Source organism: Rhodococcus sp. BP-349, from assembly GCF_019835845.1.
Classification (GTDB): domain Bacteria; phylum Actinomycetota; class Actinomycetes; order Mycobacteriales; family Mycobacteriaceae; genus Rhodococcoides.
The window spans coordinates 541,340-560,435 of the sequence record NZ_JABUDR010000001.1 but is presented as its reverse complement, the minus strand read 5'-3'; the positions used below and the strand labels follow the sequence as shown (position 1 = coordinate 560,435).

Here is a 19,096-nt window from a genome sequence, read left to right as displayed (position 1 = left end):
TCAGCGGCGGTCGAGCTCCGCGAGGATGCCCTCGGCACTGCGCGCGGCGATGTCGCACGCCCTCGCCGTGAAACGGTCGAGCAACGGATGGGACGCACGCGAACGCCATCGCCGGATCGCATCGAAGGCCGTCTTGCGCTGCAGTTCCACCGAGTCGTCGGGATCGAGCCCCAACCGCGTGGTCGTCTCGATGCCCTGCGCTCCCACGAGACGGCTGAGCTCTGCCTTCTCCGGCTCGGGCAGGCGTACCTCCCGAGCTCGTAGCTGGCCGAGCAGGCGCAGTTCCTTGAAACCGTGGACGTCGGCGAGGGTCGATCCCACCTCGTCGATGATGGCGCGCGAGCCTGCGGCCGGGGACGCACGCAGCACTCGGTCGAGAGCGACGAGGGCCGAGTGCGCCTTGAGCTGGTCGGCTCGCTCACCGAACTGCACGTCGATGATGTGCCGTAGCTCCTCGAGCCCACTGCGCTCGACGAGTTCCTTGGCGAGCGAGGGAGAGTCACGCGTACCCATGCGCACCAGCGTCACCGCCATTCTGATACCGAAGAGCCCGAACCGATCCACGAGTCCGGCGCGGGTCTCCGCATCGACGGGCAGGGGCATGTCCGGCCGGGAGAAGCGGTCCGCGGACAGCATCGCCAATTGGAGGTCGTCGGGCGGCGCGTCGGCCAACGCGACGAGCGCTCCGAACTCGCTCTGCCGCAACGTCCGTGCCCCGAGGGCCAGCAGACCGGCGACGGGCACGACGGCCTGGCACAGACCGGTCTTCTCGAGCTCCACCGCGAAGCGCGACGCCACTTCCTTCGCCGACATCATCGCGTCCATGCGACCCGCGCCCACCTCGTCGGCGCGCGAGACCACACCGACCACACCGAGGGGGCCGGAGTCGCCGCCGACCGCGTCGTTGATGCGGGTGAGGAACGACGTGTCGGACGCGCTCAGGGTGCGCAGGAGATAGACGACGGCATCGGCGCCGGACGCGGAGTCCTCGGGCGTCAACATCGACAGCGTCCGCTCGGAGACGTCCAGAGACAGCGACGACGTTCCGGGGGTGTCGATGATGGTGTTGCGCGCCAGAGTTCGGGCCGGCCACTCCACATCGAGGCGATCGACGCGGTCGGCCGTGAGATCGCCGAAATCGAACGAGAGTCGACCCCCGCGACGCAACACCGGGATGCTCATCGAGCGATCGCCGTCGTACCGGGCCGTCACGGACGGAGACGTCCCGCGTCGGTACCACGTGACGACGCGGGTGCACTCGGTCGCGTCGGTGGGGGCGATGTCCTGTCCGACGAGCGCGTTCAGGAGCGTCGACTTGCCGGCCTTGAGCGATCCGGCGAGCGCGACGCGCAGGGGCTCGTCGAGCCGGTCCGCGCAGACCCGCAGTGCATCCCGGACATCCGGCTCACGCACGTACTCCGCCTGCGCCGCCGCGACGAGTTCGCGCGCCCGGTCGAGAGTGACGCTCACGAGCCGGTGCCGATCTCCGTGCGGTCCGCGCGAGCGGCCTCGACAGCCTCGGGGTCGAGCTTCTGGGCGATGCTGCGCAGTGCGGAGATCTTCTTCAGTGACTGCTCCAGTTCGGCTGTGCGCGCGGCACGCTCGGACGAGGCGCCGGTCGCCGCTTCCTGCGCGGCCCGCAGCGAGTCGCTCACCGAGCGCACCGTCTGATCGGCCATGTCGGTGAAGTGGTCACGGAGCTGGCGCTGGACGAGCCGCAGGCGGTCCTTGGACTCCTTGCCCACCTGGAAGCTGACGTCGTCGGTGAACTTGCGGATGGCGACCTTCGCGTCGGCCCGCCGCTTGAGCACGCGGGCCTCCTTGTCGTCCTTGTATGCCTTGCTGCCCAACAGGACTCCGGCGCCGAGCGAGATCGGATTCAGCAGCGCCAGACCCATCATCGTGGTGATGAGACCGAACATGAGCACGCCGCCGTAGGAGCCGCGCATGCCGACGAGCACCTTCGAGGTGATGCCCATTCGTCCGGACTCGAGGTCCCCCAGTGACGTCACCGGATCCATGACGCCGTCGACGTTCGCGATGTTCATCGCCGGGATGTGCGCGTCGGCCGTCTCGGCGAAGTGCCGGGCGACCGTCTCGGCGAGCCACAGGGAGCGCTCGTGTGCCCAGACGAAGTTGTCCCCCACCGCAGACGCGATCTGGTCCTCGAGCCACTCGCCGATGCGCGGCCAGTCCTTGCCGGGGTCTCCCCCGTCGACCGCCTCCTCCGCCTCACGGGTGATGACGCGCAGCCGGTCTCGCAGGTCGTGGTCGATGTCGGCGGCGAGGTCGGTGATGCCGTCGTTGAGCGTCTGCTGCCACCGGCTACTGCGTTTCTGCATGTCCTCGGCATTGGCTCGCGCCTGCTGCAGACCGGCCACCGCTGCGGCGGCGGTCTCCGGATCACGGAGTGCCGCCAGTTCACTGCCCAGGGCGAGGGCGAGGTGCTCGGACACCGATCGGACGTCGAGTGCGACGGCCTTGCGGGTGGTGGTGTCCGCACGCTGCACCACACCACGGAGGAAGTCGTAGAGCGCCGGAAAGCCGGCCTCCTTGTCGAGCGAGTCGTCCTTCAGCCGCAGCGCGTGCGAGCGGAGCATCGACGAGATCGGCATCAGCGGGACGTCGATGCCCTGCCGCGCGAGGTGCCCGCGATCGGCCTCGACGATGCGGCGCCAGTGCGGGTACAGGTCGGTCTTGGTCACCAGGCAGGCGACCGCTGGACTGAGCGTCACCACCTGGCGCAGGAAGGCGACCTCGGGCTCGGTGAATTCCTGGCTCGAATCGGACAGCACCAGAACGGCATCCGCCGACGTGACCAGACCCAGGGTGCTGTTGGCGTGCGGGTTGCCGTGGCCGCCCACGCCCGGGGTGTCGATGACGACGAGGCCGTCCTTCAGCAGCGGGCTGGGCACCGAGATCTCCAGACGCAGGATCTCGCGACCCTCCGCACGCGGATCGGTCGGTGTGACGGCGTGGATGTCCGCCATGGGGATGTCGATGCGCACCGGGTCGGCCCCGATCTCGCCGACCACCAGTTCCGCTCGCTCGGTTTCCGAGTACGCGACCATCGTGGGCACCGCGGTGGTCTCGTCGTCACCGACCGAGCACACGTCGAGGCCCAGCAGCGAGTTCACGAACTGACTCTTGCCCTGCTTGAGCGGTCCGACCACGACGATGCGCAGGCGTGGATCGAGCACGCGCTCACGCGCCGCCGTCAGCCTGTCGAGAAGGTCGCGGCGTCCGGCGCCGGACGCCACCTCGCCCATCCGGGACAAGAGTTCGGCCAGCTGCGTCGCCTGCGTCGGTGCGGGGGTCTTCCCGGCACCGGTCTGCACGGCGGGTGAAGCGTCGTTCTGCATGTGGTCCCGATCTGTCTGCGGTGGCAACGGGTCGAGCGCGTCTGTGAGTGGTCACCAAATCGAACAGGTGTGACCCTCACGGTAAGCGCCGACGACCCCGTACGCATAAGCGCGTACGGGGTCGTCGGTGTTACAGCGTGCGGGTGATCAGTTGACGTCCCCCGCGTCGGCCGCGTTGTCATCGTCCACAGCGCCGGTGTCGAGGCCGTCGTCCGCGGAGCCCAGTCCGCCGCCGAGGGTGTTCGACAGGCCGTCGGTCAGACCGCCCGTGAGTCCGCCGCCGAGTCCGGAGACCGTGTCGGTGAGGCCGTCACCGACACCGCCGAGGGCCGCCGCGGGGCCGTCGAAGGCACCCTCGGCGTCGACGTCCTGCCAGGAGGTCGCCTCGCCGGCGATGTCGCCACCGATGCCGCCGTCCGTCGTCACGGCACCGAGTGCGTCGCCGGTCACGTCGGTGACGGCGCTCAGGCCGAGACCGTCGGTCGCTCCGGTGACGCCGCCGAGCACCGCGTCGGTGGAGTTCTGGAACTGGCCCACCGCGTTCGCGGTGGCGTCGAGTCCGCCGTCGAGTGCGCCGGTGAACTGGGACGTGTTGTCCAGTCCGCCGGTGACCTCGCCGTCGGGCGAGATCTCGAAGCCGCCGAAGACACCGCCCGTTCCGGTCGCCGCGCCGGTCAGGCCACCCTGCAGCTCGGAGCCCAGGTCGAGCCCGCCCTGCGTGACGCTGGAGAGGCCGAGTCCGAGTCCGTTGGCGAGACCGCCGCCCAGGCTCGCCACCGCACCGGTGACCGCGTCGGGGTCGGTGATCGCGCCGCCGACGCCGGTGAGGGTGCCGTCCAGTCCACCGGCGACCGCACCCACCGCGCCGAGGCCACCGGTGAGGGTGGTCAGCGCGCTGAGGCTGCCGTCGAGGCCGGTGTTCGCGTCGAGCAGTCCGCTGATCGGCAGACCCTCGCCGCCGAGCGCACCGCCGGCGGAGACCGCCGTGTCGAGAGCGGCGTCGAGCATCGTCGTGAGATCGCCCGTGGCTCCGAGAGCCGCACCGATGGACTCCACCGGATCGCCACCGCCGGCGATGTCCAGCAGTGCTCCGAGGGTGCCCCCGAGCTCGGCACCTGCCGTGCCACCGACACCGAATGCTGCGGTCAGGGTCGCGGGCAGATCGCCCAGTGCGCCGGTGTCCACGCCGCCGACGAGGCCGAGTGCTCCGTTGAGCGCGGCGCCGAACTGACCGACCGGGTCGGTCTCCAGGTCGAGGACACCGCCGACGTTCAATGCGTCACCAAGTGCGGCGGAGACGATGCCGCCCAGGTCGCCCTCGAGCAGTCCGTTCGCGTCCAGATCGGCGAGCACCGTGCCGCCGAGCACCGTGCCCAGTGCGGTTCCCAGTCCTGCTGCGGCTGCGCCGCCCAGTCCCAGAGCCGCGGCCAGGCTGCCCGTCAGATCCGGCAGGTCCGTGTCGGGCAGGCCGACCCCCGCGACCAGGCCGAGGCCGGTCGAGACAGCGCCGCCGAGCATCCCGGCGAGGTCGGCGTCCAGATCGAGATCCGGAGCCGCACCGAGCACCGTGCCGAGCGCGGCGTCGAGGTCGAGCCCACCGGCCAGCAGTGCACCGAGCTGGGCCTGCAGATCGCCGGTCAGGGAGCCGCCGAGAGCGGCACCGAGGGTGGCGCCGACCGTGGCGGCGACGTCGCCGCCGGCGGCCAGAGCACCGCCGAGTGCAGCGCCGACCGTCGTGGCGAGATCCCCGCCGACCAAGCCGTCGAGATCGAGCGCCCCGCCGAGTCCGAGCGCCGCGTTCAGGGCGCCGGCCAGGGTGGCCGCACCTTCACCGGTGATGCCGAGAGCAGCGGTGACGGCGGCGCCCAGATCGGCACCCGAAGTCAGGTCGGTGACGCCGGAGAGCACGCCGCCGAGGGCGAGTCCGAGGTCACCGGCAGCGCTGCCGCCGAGGCCGAGAGCCACGCCGAGGGCGGTGGACAGCTGCGCTGCCACATCGCCGCCGAGCAGTGCCTGCAGGTCACCGGTCAGCAGGCCGCCGGCGCCGAGGGCGGCACCGAGCGAGCCGGCGAGCGCACCGAGGATGTCGGTGTCCAGTGCTCCGGTCAGGCCACCCAGCAGGTCTGCGTCGAGCAGGCCGCCGACGGCTCCGAGCCCGTCCAGATTCGCGAGCCCGTCGAGATCGACCAGCCCGCCGAGTCCGAGTGCACCGCCGAGGACCGTGCCGAGTGCGGCGTCCAGATCGACGCCGCCGCCCAGCAGACCTGCGAGCTGTGCGCCGAGGTCGCCCGACAGGGCGGTCCCGAGCACGCCGCCGAGGGCGGCGCCCACATTCGCGGCCAGCGGGCCACCGGCCGCCAGTGCTGCGCTGAGCGCGGCTCCGACGGTGGCGGCGACGTCCGCGTCGGCACCGAGGATCGCGGTGAGGTCGAGACCGCCCGCAGCTCCCAGCATCGCGTCGAGTGCGCCCGAGAGCGTGGCGGCGGCGTCACCGGTGACACCCAGGGCGCCGGCGAGAACCAGTCCGAGATCGGCGCCTGCCGTGAGGTCGGTGGCTGCTCCTACGAGCCCGCCGAGTGCGAGGCCGAGGTCGCCACCCAGCACGCCGCCGGCACCCAGGGCGCCGGAGAGTGCGGCACCCAGGACGGCGGTGAGGTCGCCGCCGAGCAGTGCCGTGAGGTCGACGTCGGTCAGGCCGCCGACGTTCAGTGCGGCAGCGAGCGTGGTGCCGAGCGTGCCGACCAGACCGGCGGCCGCGTCGGCACCGATGCCGAAGACGCCGTCGAGGTCGAGTGCGCCGCCCAGGACGGCGGTCAGTGCGGTGCCGAGATCGGCGCCGCCTGCCAGCAGTCCGGTGAGCTGGGCGCCGAGGTCGGCGCCGAGCACGGCAGCGAGGGTGGTGCCGAGTGTCGCGCCCAGTCCTGCGGCGACGTCGCCACCCGCGGCGAGTGCGCCCGCGAGTGCAGCGGTGATGTCGGCGCCGCCGACGACACCGAGTGCGGCGTCGAGAGCGCCGGCGAGCTGCGCGGTGAGTCCACCGGTCAGGTCGCCGTCGAGGCCGAGGGCTGCGGTGAGCGCCGCCGCCAGATCGGCGCCGAGGACGCCGTCCAGGTCCAGACCCGCGGTGACCGTGCCGAGCACGTCGCCCAGGGCCAGGCCCACGTTCGCCGCCACGTCGCCGCCGGCCGCGAGAGCCGTCGCGAGTGCGGCGGAGAGCTGCGCGGCGAGGCCGCCGGTCAGCAGGCCGGCGAGATCGGCGTCGAGCAGACCGCCCGCACCGAGCACGGCCGCGAGCGAGGTGCCGAGCGTGGCGACGAGGTCGCCGCCGAGGCCGAGGGCGCCGGAGGGATCGAGGACACCGCCCAGCACCGTCGTGAGGCCGGCTCCGAGGTCCAGGCCACCGGCGAGCAGGCCGACGAGCTCGGCGCCGAGGTCACCGGAGAGGACACCGCCGAGGGCCGCGCCGAGCGTGGCACCGAGGTTGGCCGCCACCACGCCGCCGGCAGCGAGAGCTCCGGAGAGTGCGGTACCGAGGGTGGCCGCGAGGTCCAGGTCGCCGAGGACGCTGAGGTCGTTCAGCACGTTCAGGTCGCCCAGGACGTTCAGGTCGCCCAGGACGTTCAGGTCGCCCAGCGCACCGAGCCCGCCGAGCAGGTCCAGATCGCCGGCCAGGCCGAGGACGCCCTCGAGAGCGGCACCGAGCTGCGCGGTCAGGCCCGCTGCGAGTCCACCGGTGAGCCCTGCGCCGACACCGAGGGCGCCGGTCAGAGCTGCGGCGAGCGTGGCACCGAGTCCGCCCACCGCGTCGATGTCGAGACCGCCCGCGACGTCCACGAGTCCGGCGAGCACGCCGCCGAGTGCGAGTCCGAAGTCGCCGCCCAGGTCGCCGCCGACCGCGAGCGCACCGGCCAGCGCGGCAGCGAGCTGGGCACCGAGATCGGCACCGAGCAGTGCGGTCAGATCGCCACCGAGCAGGCCGCCCGCGCCGAGAAGAGCCTCGAGGGAACCGCCGAGCGTGGCCAGGACACCGGCACCGAGGCCGAGTGCGCCGTCGACGTCGAGCAGGGCACCGAGATCGGCGAGAGCGCCGATGTCCAGCAGGCCGCCGAGGCCGAGAGCGCCGTCGACGATGGTGGCCAGTGCCGCACCGAGGTCCAGCTCACCGGCCAGCAGGCCGACCAGCTGCGCACCGAGATCGGCGCCCAGGATGCCGCCGAGCGCGGCACCGAAGGCTGCGCCGAGCGTTCCGGCGACGGTGCCACCGGCGACGAGCACGCCGCTGAGGGCAGTGGAGAGAGTGGCACCGAGCGTGGCAGCGATGTCGGCTCCGCCGGCCAGGGCTGCGGCCAGATCCAGGTCGCCGGCCAGTCCCAGGACACCGTCGAGCGCGGCGCCGAGCTGTGCACCGATACCGCCGCCGAGGCCGAGGACACCCGCCAGGGTCGCGCCGAGGGTGCCGCCGACGCCGAGGAGTGCGTCGAGATCGAGAGCGCCGGACAGGCCGGTGACGGCTCCGAGGAGCGCGCCGAGGGAGGCACCGAACTCACCGGCGACGTCGCCGCCCGCTGCCAGTGCCGCACCGAGAGCTGCGGAGAGCTCGGTGGTCAACGTGCCGGCGAGGGCAGCGACGATGGTGGGGTCGAGGATGGCGGTCAGCGTCGCGCCGAGGTCGCCGGCGACGTCGACGGCTGCGGCGAGAGCACCCGAGAGAGCGGCGGTGATGTCGGTGGTGACGCCGAGTGCGCCACCGAGGACGACACCGAGCGATCCGGCGACATCGAGTCCGGCGGTGAGGGCGGCGGCCAGATCGGCGCCGAGCGAGCCACCGGCGGTGACCGCTGCGCCGAGCACGCCACCGAGTGCGGCGCCGACGTTCGCGCCGAGCACACCGCCCACCGAGAGTGCGTTCGAGAGAACGCCGGACAGACCGACGACGGCGTCGAGGTCGAGACCGGCGACGGCGTCGAGAGCGGCTGTGAGCTGGGCTCCGGCACCCACGCCGAGGCCGAGCGCTGCGGTGAGCGCACCGGCCAGGGTGGCGCTGAGGTCGACCAGCGTGTCGAGGTCGAGGACGCCGCCGAGGGCGAGGAAGGCGTCGAACGCCGCGCCCAGTGCGGCGCCGAACTCGGCGGCGAGGTCGCCACCGAGGGAGAGTCCGTTGGCGAGGACGAGGGCGAGGACGGTGGTGAACTGGCCCGCGATGTCGAGGTCGCCCAGGTCGATGAGGCTGAGGTCGAGTCCGCCGAGCAGGTCGATGTCGCCGATTCCGCCGAGGTCGAGCGAGGCCAGGTTCAGGCCGCTGAGGTCGAGCGAGGCCAGGTTGAGGCCGCTCAGATCCAGATCACCGAGATTCAGGTTGCCGATGTTGCCGATGCTGCCGATCGCCAGGCCGCCACCGATGAGGGTCGGGCTGAAGTTGATGCCGCCGAGGTCGAAGCCCCCGAAGTTGTTGCCACCGAAGTTGTTGTTGCTGAAATTCCCGTTGTTGTTGTTGTTTCCGAAGTTCACCGCGTTGCTGCCGAACGTGGGGCCACCGACGGTGACGGTGTTGCCGCCGAAGACGGTGCTGTTGTTCACGCTGCCCGCATTCACGACGTTCGAGGAGCTGCCCGCGTTCACGATGGAGGCGAGGCGCGATCCGCCGGCGAACAGTCCGGACTCGGCGACCATGGGCGCCACGGCCACGATGTCGGCGTGGCACACGTCGGGCAGGCCGGCAGCGTCCAGCGAGGCCTGGGGGTTCGCGCAGTAGGCAGCAGCGGCCTTGTCGTCGCGAAGAAGGCTGAGGATGAAGTCGAGTACGGCGTTCGTGGCCATCGGGATCTCCTGGGTGTGTGTGAACCGGTGTCGGCAGACGGTGTGTGTGCAGGCGTCGAGGTGGTCGGGCCGACTGTCTCGGCACGTTGAGATCAAAACTAGGTCGAGTAGTGACGTGTCCCAACGGGGCGCATCCCCCTTCCTGCACCCCGGGGGTCGCCCCGGGGCAGATCGGGGCGACTAGGGGGCATAGGGGATGGGACCGCTCTAGTCTTGTGATCTGTAACGAAACAGACCATCGGGACGACAGTGCCGGTGGACAGCTACGGCGTCACGGCGACGTGCCCGACAGCAGGTCCGACACAGCATTGACGAGCACGGATATCGACGAGCACGGAAACGGAGTCGGCGCCATGGCAACGGATCAGGGACGGTCATCAGGTCTGGGACTGGACGTCGGCTCGAGCACCTCGACGGCGGTCGCCGTGGACGGTCCGGGACACGTCGGCGACGCCGTCACCGTCGTGCGGTCCACCGCACTGTCGGTCACACCCGATCGCGAACCGGCCCTGGCCGCGCCGGGCGTCGTCGACACCACCGCGCTGACCGGTTTCGCCGGTCGCGTCGGTGACCCGGTCGCGCTGGTCACCGAGGACGGACGCAGCTACACCGGCGACGAGCTCTACGCGACGACGCTGGACTGCCTCGTTCGCGAGGCACGCACGGCCGGCGCCGAGGACGACGCCGCGATCGTGGTGACCTACCCGACGTCGTGGCCCGAGTACACGGTGGACCGGCTCCGCAACGCGGCTGCCCGCCACGGCCTCACCGACGTCACCTTCGTTCCCGACGCTCTCGCCGCGACGGCATGGATGCAACAGTCGCCGGACGCGGTGGCGGACGGCGTCGTGCTGGTCGCGGACCTGGGTGCGAGCGCTCTGACCGTGTCGGTCGTACGCACGGGAGCCGACTCGGCGATCCTCGGACGCGGCGCGCGCAGCGAGGACGTCAGCGGCGCTCACATCGACCAGGTCGTGTTGGCGTACGTGCTCGACAACGTCGACTCCTCGTCGCTCGATCCCTTCGATCCCGCGACGGTCGAGGCCCTCACCACGCTGCGCGCGCACTGCGCGACGGCCAAGGAAGCACTGTCCTCCGACACCGAGACGGTCGTCCCGGTACACCTGCCCGGCATCGACACCGACGTGCGACTGGTGCGCTCGGAGATCGAGGAACTGCTGCGCGAGACGTTCGACGACGTCACCCGCGTGCTCGGTGAGGCGCTGCGCACCGCAGGTGTCGACGGCGACGCGGTGGATCGTGTGCTCCTGGTCGGCGGCGGCGCCTCGATCCCCATGCTCACCGAGACCGTGTCGTCCGCGCTGCGCAAGCCGGTGACCGTCGGCGAGCAGCCCGCGGCCACCGCCGCGACCGGAGCCGCACTGCTGGCCGCCGACATCGCGTCGGCCGGAGCGGAACTGAACCGTCCGGGCGCCGCTGCACTCGCCGGCGTCGGCTCCACCCTCGACGACGACGAGACCGATCTCCTCCCACCGGTCACCGAGCGCCCCGCCTCGGCTCGAACCTCCACGCCCGCACCGGTGTCCCGCTCGGCACACGCCAAGGAGGCCCCGTCGCGCGGCAAGCGCACGGCCGTCATCGGCGGCGTCGCTGCTGCCGTGATCCTGCTGGCCGCGGGTGGTCTCTCCGTCGGCACCGGCCTCGTCGGCGGATCGTCGGAGAACACCGGCCCCTCCACCAGCAGCGCGGTGGCCCCGGCCGCCGCGGACGGTTCCGTGAGCGCGACCCCGACCACCGCCGTGGCCGGCGTCGACCCCGTGACCGGTCAGCCGCGCACCACCGGATCCGCGGGAGCGCCGACCAGCGGTGCCGCCGCGCCGGGTGCTGCAACTCCCGGGGCGACCTCGCCCGGCACGACCGGATCGGCCGCAGTACCGGGCGCCACCGCGCCGAATGCTGCGGTACCTAATGTGCAGGGTCCGCAGTTCACCGCTCCCAGTGTGCCGTCGGCCCAGGTGCCGCAGGCGCCGGCCCTGCCGGCCCCGTCGCTGCCGTCCAACCCGCTCCCGGGGTCGGGCATCGTCGGCGGAGTCACAGATGGCCTCGGCAACGTGGTCGGCGGAGCCGTGGGCGGTCTCGGCAACGCCACGGGCGGCGTCGTCAACGGGCTCGGCAACACCGTCGGCGGTCTGACGAGTGGCTTGACAGGCAAGTGACTTCGCCCGACGAGCGGTCGGCTCTCGACGCTCTGCTGTCCGCGCACGATCACGCCGCCCTGGTGGTGGTGACGCTCGCGTCGGTCGGTCTGGCTCCGGATCCGTACCTCGTCGCCGATGTCGCCGACGTCGCGATGCCCGAGGCCGTCGCCGCCGTGGAGCGCACGCGGGAGTGCGGTGTCCTGTCCGACGAGGGTCTGCTGTCGGACTCCGCACGCGATGCGCTGCGCGTGGTGATGGGCGAGCACGGGATGCTCGGCGTCCTGCGCAGACTCGCACGGGTGCACCTCGACCGAGGCGGCCTCGGTGGGGATCTCGCCGTGTCGCTCGCGGACGCGGGTCTGCGCGATCCGGATCTCGCGGAGCACCTCGTCCACTTGGCCTCCACCGCAGACCGTCTGGCCGCCCGCCGACTCTGGGATGCGGCCGCAGCCGCGGGCGCGCAGGGCACGGACATCTCCGTGCCCCACGCCGATGCCCTGCTCGCGAGCGGCGACCTGGACACCGCGGCGCTCACGGTGGACGCGGTGCTGTCTGCCGAGGCGCCGTCACCCGACGGAGTACGCGGAGCCGTTCGCGTCGCGTCGACGATCGCACTGATGCGCGGCACCGCGTCACACGCTGCCGACCTCTACCGGTGGCTCGGGCCGGAACGCATCGGACCGGACTCCGCATACGCGGTGACGGCTCTTCTCGCCGTGGGGGACGCCGCGTGTGCCGCGACGTTCGTCCGCGCGCACGGCGGCCTCCGCCCCGTCCCTCCCACGTCGGCGAACGCCCGCTCGACGCTCGTGGCCCGCGGACTCCTCGACTCGCTGACCGAACCCGCTACCGTCGCAACGGGTTCCCTGCTGCGCGCTGCATCGATGGCCGACACCGCGGTGGGCGCCAGGGCCGAACCGGAGCATCCCGCGGTGATCGTGGCACTGATCGCTCTGCACACCGGCGACCCGGCCACTGCCCGAGCGGTGCTGACCGAGACCATCGCCGCGGATCCGGGGTGCGCGGTGTCCACGCGGTGCCGTCTGCTGCTCGCCTGGTCGGCACTCGTGGCCGGCGACACGGGTGCCGATCCCACCTCGGGCGTCGACCCGGCCACGCTCCCCCAACGAGACGCCCTGTCCTACTTCGCTCTTCGAGTGGCCAGCGCCCGCCGACGCGGCGACACCGGTGCCCTCATGTCCGCGTGGCAGGAGGCCCGGCGCACGGTCGCGGAGGCCGAGCCCGATCTCTTCTCGCTCGTCCCGCTCGGCGAACTGTGGCTCGCGGCAGTGCGTCTCGGGGACACGGCCCGCATCGCGCACTCCGTCTCCGCCGCCACCGCGCTGGTCGCCTCGCTCGGCGAACCACCGACCTGGGCGGCCACCTGGCACTGGTACGGCGTGCAGGCCGCGATCCTCGGCGGAGCGCCGGCCGATCTGCTGCCCCACGCTCGCGCACTCGGCTCGTTCGCGGACCGCAGCCCCCATGCCGCAGCGCTCGCGTCCGCGGGCAAGGCATGGCTCCGCGTCCTGCAGGGTGAGCCCGATGTCGCCGAGGTCGAGACCTCCGCGCGCACCCTCGAGAAGTTCGGGCACGCTTGGGACGCAGCACGACTCGCCAGCGATGCCGCCCTGCGCGTTGCCGACACCCGCGATGCCACCGCCCTTCTGCAGATCGCCCGCGACATCGGTGCCGTCGCGGCGACGGCCGAGCCCACCGAGCCCGGTTCCGCATCGCTGGGGTCGCTGACCGAGCGCGAGGCGGAGGTGGCGCATCATCTCGTACTGGGCCTGACCTATCGCGAGATCGGCGCCCAGATGTACATCTCGGCCAAGACGGTCGAGCACCATGTCGCACGGATCCGCCGACGTCTGGGAGCGCAGTCGCGCTCGCAGATGCTGTCGATGCTCCGCGCGGCCGGCTACGCACAGAACAAGGAACGACGGGTACACGCATGAACACCGGGCACGACGCCGCATCGATCACCCGAGCCGCCGGGATCCACATCACCGATCTGACGTCGACGGCCGTCGTGGTGTCGACGACCTCGGGTGAACTGGTCCGCGTGCCGGCGACGGCCGAGACGGTCCTCTATCTCCTGCCCGACGGCACGACGACCCTGCACCGCCCCGACGCCCTGACGGCGGACATCGACGTCGTCGATCGCTTCATGGCCCGCGTCGCCGAACCGTCCGGTGTGGTCTCCTCGCACGGCGTGCCCATGCGCGCCGAGGACCTCGTCGCGACCATGATGTTCCTGCTGCTGAGCGAGGCCGTCGACGCCGACGAGGACGTCCGCACCCTCACCGCCGGCGCTGCCCACCCGGCCGACTGGTCACCCGATCGCATCGCCGCGCTGCGAGACGCGCTCGACTTCGTCGGGCTCACCGCGCTGACGCTGCATCCCGAGTCGGACGACGCCCACGCCACTCTCGGAGCATCGGAGGAACGGCTGGCAGCCGCCGCGGCCGCCGCACGTGCCGCCGCCGGGCTCGCGCCGACCTCGGGCGCGCCGCTGCTCGCGACGGCCACCGCATCGAGGGCCGGAAACGGGAACGCATCGACATCGAGGCCGGGCGGACCCCTCGCCCTGCTCGTGGCGGCCGCCGTCGCGACTCTCCTGGTCGTCGGCGGCGGCATCGCCTACCTGGCGTCCGATCGGACGGTCCACACGGCGGTGCCGGCCGTCGAGGACGCCGCCGGTGCGACAGCCCGCACGACGACGGCGGTGCGTTCCACTCCGTCGACCAGCATCGGCTTCCCCACCGTCGTCCCCGGCGCGCCCGCGCCCGTCGAGGCCACACGTGCACCTGCTCGGATCACCACGACATTGCCCCCGCGCGCACCGGACCCCGAGCCCGCACCCGCGCCCGCTCCTGCCCCGGCGCCGGCACCCGAACCGGCACCCGAGCCCGTGCCCAGCGACCCGCCCGTCGTCGTCGTCGAGGAGCCTGCCGACTCCGCGGAGGGAACGGATCCGGACCGCGACATTCCGGACACTCCGGACACTCCCGGCACGCCCGCGGTACCGGGCGAGTCGGCCGGGGCCTCCCCCGCGGCCACGCCCGCGACGTAGGTCCCCCTGCTCAGGGGCGGAGCTCAACAGGTACCCCATGACCGTGACGACCGGTACGGTGATCGGACGGGTGCCTGCGGTCGACGTGGCACCGTGTCCGCAACTCGCCGAGGGGGTCGAGTCCGAATGAGCGCGCGCAGCCAGGGGTTCGACAGCCCACAGTTCGACACGACGATCCACCTCGTGATGGCGCTGACCGATGCCGAGACTGCCGTGTCGGTCGACATCGACGGTGGTACCGAGCTGTTCGAGTGCGCGACGGCGGTGCGTCTGGACCCCGATGGGCGCGTTCGCCTCGACGACTCCCACCAGGGTGTTCGCGGGTTTCTGTACGCGGTGGGCGACCCTCGCGGTCTCGGCATGGCCGACGGGCGCGTGGTGCGCGCCGAGGATCTCGTCGCCGGGTTCGTCCACGCCCTGACGGCCATGGTGTCGGAGCTCTACTCCCTGCCCGCCGACGCGCGGTGCACGCTGCTCCACCCCGCGGGGTTGTCGGCCGACTCGATCGCCGCACTGCGCGACGCTCTCGACTACGTGGGACTCGACCACTGTTCGGTGTCCCCCGCGACGTCCGAGGATCCGGCGACGGCCGTGCGCGCTGCAGCTCCGCATCGATCGTCGCCGTCCACCTCGGCGGCCTCGGACAAGGCATTTGCCGCGATGGTGTCGGACTCGGCCACCGGAAGGACCGGCCGCACTCGAACCCATCGCAGGACGCCCACTCGCGCGGCGGTCTCGGTCGCGGCGGTGGCACTCGCCTTTCTCGCCGTCGGCGGCGCCGTGGGCACCCGCGACCTCGATTCCAGCTCGGTCGCCCCGCTGAACTCGCAGCAGGCGATCACGCCGTCGGCTCCGGTGGTGACGTCGCCGCTGGAGAGCACCACGACGTCTTCCGCGCCGCCGCCCGTCGAGGAGCAGGCCCCCGCCCAGGCGGAGGAGATACCGGCTCCGGAGATCGACACGCCCGACCCCGTCGTGCCGCCCGCACCCCCTACCGCCGCGGCGGGACCGAGCACCGGTCTCGGGCTCCCGACGGACCGGTTCCCGTTCGCGCCACCGGACATCGACTTCCCCGAATTCCCGTCGTTCCCCGAGGTGACGCCGCCGACCGTCGTAACCAGCCCCCCGGCGACCACGACCAGCAGCGCCGTCGTTACGCCGGCGTCCACGACGCCATCCGACGCTGCGTCACGGTTCGGGCGCCCGCTGCCCGTGAACCCTCGCTGACCGTTTCCGACGCCGGAAACACTCAGGATGATGCCCTATCCTGTGCGCTGGCATCGGTACCTCTGCGAACCATGTGCGGACCCGACGGGCCACGGACTGTCACCACTGCGAAGGGAACTTCTTGCGTAACTCGGCGGCCATCACGGCCACGGGCCAGAGTCACTCCGAGTCGAGCGGCGCCTCTCGCAGCGCACGAGTGATGGGGGTGATGGGCGCGTCGTTGCTGTCCCTGGCCCTCGGCACCGGCGTTGCGAGCGCGGCACCCGCGACGACAACTCCGACGCAGCTGTCCGCGGACCGCCTCCCGTCCGAGTTGGTCGACGCCGTGCAGCGCGATCTGCACATGTCGCCGCAGGAGTACCTCGACCGGGCTGCCGAGGCACAGAAGCTTCGTACCTACGCCGACGACTTCCGCCAGCAGCGGCCGGCGGACTTCGCGGGCGCCTGGATCGGTGACGACGGCGTCCCCGTCGTCGCGGTCACCACCACCGAGGCCGCCAGCCAGGTGGCTCGGGACGGCTACCGCAGCCGCCAGTCGCCCGTGTCGGCGGACACGCTCGAGCAGTCCCTCGACGACGTCGGGCGCTGGGTGTCGGGTCTGCCCCGCGAGATCTCGTCACAGATCAACTCGGCGGCTGTCGACGTGCTCGGCGGACGGGTGATCGTCGACATCGCCAACAGTCCGATCGGGCGCGCACTGAATCTGCCGACCGCCATCGCCAACCTCCAGGTGCAGCTGTCCCCACCCGCTCCCGGTCCGACGCCTCCGCCTGCCGTGATGGGCGGCGACGACTACGTCACGTCCGCCGGCGACATCGCCACTGCTCCGCTCGAGGACATCGAGATCTGCTCGTTCGGGTTCAGCGCCACCGACGGTGCCGGTACGCCGGTCAGTCTGTCTGCGGGACACTGTGATCCAGGCAACTCCGCCTCGGTGTACCTGCCGAATCGCGACGACATCCGTGCCAGTACCCCTGTCGGCGATTTCACCGCGTCGAGCGTCGGCAGCGGCGACGGTCTCGACTACTCCGTCATCGCTCTGAACGGTGCCGGCGTGGCCGCGGGTCTCGATCAGCCCACCGTGCGCGGAGCCAACGGCACCGCCCTCACGATCACCGGAACGGCCTCGCCCGTCATCGGCGCCCCGGTGTGCAAGTCCGGTCAGGCATCATCCTTCACCTGCGGTCTGGTCGCTGCAGACCGCGTCGAGACGCAGCTCTTCCTCGGCAACGGCGACAGTCGCACGGTGCGCGGATTCGCCAGCACTGCATGCACTCTCGCCGGTGACAGCGGCGGAGCCATCGTCACCGGAACACTCGCACTCGGCATCACCAGCGGATCGAACAGCGGCGCTGCTCCGAGCTGCGGCGAGGCCAACCTGGCGCTCGCCCAGTACGGCGGAACCGCCAGCCTGGGCATTCCCATCGACGCCGTCACCGCGGCCACCGGAACGACCGTCCGCACGTCGTGAGATAGCACAACGTTCGGTCTCCTTGATGCGGTAATGTCACGTGTCGAGGCGAGGCGCCTCCGCGCCTCGAGTGGGTGCGTTTCATTCTTGAAAGGCCCGACATGGAATACCTCCAGCTCGCTCTCACCGTCTTCGGATACATCATCGGGATCGTCACGAATGCCGGCGCCTTCGGGAGCTGACAGTCCCCTTCTTCACACTGTCGCGGCCCCGTCGTCTTCGGACGACGGGGCCGCTGCCATTGCGGTGGTGCATCAATAAGGCACGGACACATCACTTTTCGGATTCCGTCACGTAACGCACTCTGGTCACAGTGGTATCGTGGGACACGCGCAGTCCACTCCGTCACCAGCGTCGGTGACGTCCGAGTGTCGACCGTTCCGTTCATCCCACGAGGAGGTGTACCGCTGTGCTGCGCTGCGTTCGATACCCGATGACCTTCGGCCGATCCCCGAAGGAGGTATCGCTGTGACCGACATCGCCGATTCGTCACTTCCCCGCGAGACTCAGTCCCCGGCCGCGATGTACACGGCGGCAAAGATGTCGTCTGCTCGGGCGGCCCTGAGTTCCGTTGCCCGCGATCCCCGACTCGCCGACGCTTCCGTGCTGTTGGGCGCGCTGTCGGTGGTGGCGTTCTGGAGCTTCGGCTTCGGCGTTCTGTTGGGCACCGCCGCGCTCGTCGCCGGCGTCCTGGCGACCCGCGTTCCCGATGCCGATCGCGCAGACACCGTCATCGGACTGCTCACCGGAGCAGTCGGTGTGATCGCGGGTAACATCTTCCTCGCCGCCGCCGTTCCCTGGCTCTGAACCACTCCGCCTGGAACGAAAGAAGGCCGCCACCCGATGGGTGGCGGCCTTCTTTCGTGTCGTGAGTCCTACTGAGCGAACTTCGAGGTTCCCGGAGCCGCGTTGTACGTGTTGAGCAGATCGATGCCGGCGACGACCAGGGTCGGTCCACCCGCAGTGATCGTGCCGATGACGCCACCCAGTCCGGCACCTACTACTGCCCCGCCCAGGCAGGTCGCGAGAGCAACCGGGATCGCGAGCGCGATCGGAGCCCCGCCGATGATGCAACCAATACCTGCACCGGTGATGGTGCCGGTCAGTCCGCCGATGGAGGTGGCGAGACCGAGCTGCGAGGCGAAGGACTGCTCGGCAGCGGTGTTCTCGGCAGGCGATGCCACCGTGTTCTCGAGCGCGTTCGGGGCGAGGCCCATCGGTGCTGCGAGGTTCGGGACGAGCTTCACGGTGCGGCCCTCGTCGGTGTACTCGACACCGTAGGGGAACTCGACGCCGTTGAGGTTGAACGACAGCGGGAGGCTCAGGAGAGTGTTGCCCTCCTCGTCGATCAGGTCGACGGTCTTGCCGTTGTCCGATGCACGGAACATGCCGGCGTCGACGGTGGTGACAACTTTGCCGCCCTCGACGCGCGATGCCCAGTTCAGCTCGGAGTTCTCCGCGGGAGCACTCTCGGTGGTCGTCGCGGAGGGAGTGGTGGTGGCCGGCTGCGCGTATGCAGTAGCCGATGCCACGCCCAGGGAGGCGATCGCGATCGCAGAGGTTGCGACGAGTCGACGCAGTTTCATCTAGATGTTCCGTTCGTTCAGGTTCGTGGTGTCGGACCCCGACGAGAGCACTGTAGCGGTTGACAGGGACACAACCGAATATCAGGTCCGTTTCCGGTGCTCGAGTTCGAGAATTGTCCGTGTGAACAGCCACGATGCGACATGACCCACGGACGTGGTGGCTCGTGAAGAGTAACAAAAGGGTCGCGATGACGGGCAACTTCCTCCGCGGCCCGAGGTTACCGGTGAGGCAAGTTAGGAATACCTGTGCGGAAGGCGTGTCGCTGTGCCGTAATACGGTAGGGCCGATCGCCTGTGCGGGACGGACCAGCCCTCCGTCCGACCTGCGATGATGTCGACCGACACGCAAAGTTACCGACCGGTAGAATCTTGATGGTTACCGGCTGGTAACTTCGGGT

At 71.1% G+C, this 19,096-nt stretch carries 10 protein-coding genes; 6 read left to right on the top strand and 4 right to left on the bottom strand.

Annotation, left to right across the window (positions count from 1 at the left end):
• The 3 genes from HQ325_RS02660 to HQ325_RS02650 all read right to left on the bottom strand — a co-directional run bounded on the left by HQ325_RS02660 (position 1) and on the right by HQ325_RS02650 (position 9,179).
• Positions 1 to 1,470: a dynamin family protein gene (locus tag HQ325_RS02660; RefSeq protein ID WP_222626596.1), complete on the bottom strand. Its 1,470-nt coding sequence runs from the start codon at positions 1,468 to 1,470 to the stop codon at positions 1 to 3.
• Positions 1,467 to 3,362: a dynamin family protein gene (locus HQ325_RS02655; RefSeq protein WP_222626595.1), complete on the bottom strand. Its 1,896-nt coding sequence runs from the start codon at positions 3,360 to 3,362 to the stop codon at positions 1,467 to 1,469. The genes HQ325_RS02660 and HQ325_RS02655 overlap by 4 nt, the downstream gene beginning before the upstream one ends.
• Before the next feature lie 147 nt (positions 3,363 to 3,509).
• Positions 3,510 to 9,179 carry an IniB N-terminal domain-containing protein gene (locus HQ325_RS02650; protein ID WP_222626594.1) on the bottom strand — a complete coding sequence of 1,890 codons (5,670 nt, stop codon included), beginning with the start codon at positions 9,177 to 9,179 and terminating at the stop codon, positions 3,510 to 3,512.
• Between the two features lie 308 nt (positions 9,180 to 9,487).
• Here HQ325_RS02650 and HQ325_RS02645 point away from each other — a divergent pair, with 308 nt between their 5' ends.
• The 6 genes from HQ325_RS02645 to HQ325_RS02620 all read left to right on the top strand — a co-directional run bounded on the left by HQ325_RS02645 (position 9,488) and on the right by HQ325_RS02620 (position 17,919).
• Positions 9,488 to 11,356, top strand: coding sequence for an Hsp70 family protein (locus HQ325_RS02645; protein ID WP_222626593.1), 1,869 nt, complete (start codon positions 9,488 to 9,490; stop codon positions 11,354 to 11,356).
• The gene (locus tag HQ325_RS22740; RefSeq protein WP_222626592.1) at positions 11,353 to 13,296 is read left to right on the top strand and encodes a LuxR C-terminal-related transcriptional regulator; all 1,944 of its coding nucleotides are present in this window, start codon (positions 11,353 to 11,355) and stop codon (positions 13,294 to 13,296) included. The genes HQ325_RS02645 and HQ325_RS22740 overlap by 4 nt, the downstream gene beginning before the upstream one ends.
• On the top strand, positions 13,293 to 14,414 hold the full coding sequence (locus HQ325_RS02635) for a hypothetical protein (protein ID WP_222626591.1): 1,122 nt from the start codon (positions 13,293 to 13,295) through the stop codon (positions 14,412 to 14,414). The genes HQ325_RS22740 and HQ325_RS02635 overlap by 4 nt, the downstream gene beginning before the upstream one ends.
• 126 nt (positions 14,415 to 14,540) lie before the next feature.
• The gene (locus tag HQ325_RS02630; RefSeq protein ID WP_222626590.1) at positions 14,541 to 15,641 is read left to right on the top strand and encodes a hypothetical protein; all 1,101 of its coding nucleotides are present in this window, start codon (positions 14,541 to 14,543) and stop codon (positions 15,639 to 15,641) included.
• 199 nt (positions 15,642 to 15,840) lie between these two features.
• A complete protein-coding gene (locus tag HQ325_RS02625; RefSeq protein ID WP_261777893.1) occupies positions 15,841 to 17,112 on the top strand; it encodes a S1 family peptidase in 1,272 nt (423 codons plus the stop codon).
• Between the two features lie 468 nt (positions 17,113 to 17,580).
• The gene (locus HQ325_RS02620) at positions 17,581 to 17,919 is read left to right on the top strand and encodes a hypothetical protein (RefSeq protein WP_308014229.1); all 339 of its coding nucleotides are present in this window, start codon (positions 17,581 to 17,583) and stop codon (positions 17,917 to 17,919) included.
• 68 nt (positions 17,920 to 17,987) lie between these two features.
• Here the strand turns inward: HQ325_RS02620 and HQ325_RS02615 are convergent, their stop codons facing one another.
• Positions 17,988 to 18,698, bottom strand: a complete 711-nt coding sequence (locus tag HQ325_RS02615) for an ammonium transporter (protein WP_222626589.1) — start codon at positions 18,696 to 18,698, stop codon at positions 17,988 to 17,990.
• Between the last annotated feature and the right edge of the window lie 398 nt (positions 18,699 to 19,096).

Coding starts and splice junctions, on each gene's coding strand:
- HQ325_RS02655 (WP_222626595.1), bottom strand. CDS start 3,362: ATGCAGAACGACGCTTCACCCGCCGTGCAGACCGGTGCCGGGAAGACC.
- HQ325_RS02630 (WP_222626590.1), top strand. CDS start 14,541: ATGAGCGCGCGCAGCCAGGGGTTCGACAGCCCACAGTTCGACACGACG.
- HQ325_RS02650 (WP_222626594.1), bottom strand. CDS start 9,179: ATGGCCACGAACGCCGTACTCGACTTCATCCTCAGCCTTCTTCGCGAC.
- HQ325_RS02615 (WP_222626589.1), bottom strand. CDS start 18,698: ATGAAACTGCGTCGACTCGTCGCAACCTCTGCGATCGCGATCGCCTCC.
- HQ325_RS02635 (WP_222626591.1), top strand. CDS start 13,293: ATGAACACCGGGCACGACGCCGCATCGATCACCCGAGCCGCCGGGATC.
- HQ325_RS02625 (WP_261777893.1), top strand. CDS start 15,841: ATGGGGGTGATGGGCGCGTCGTTGCTGTCCCTGGCCCTCGGCACCGGC.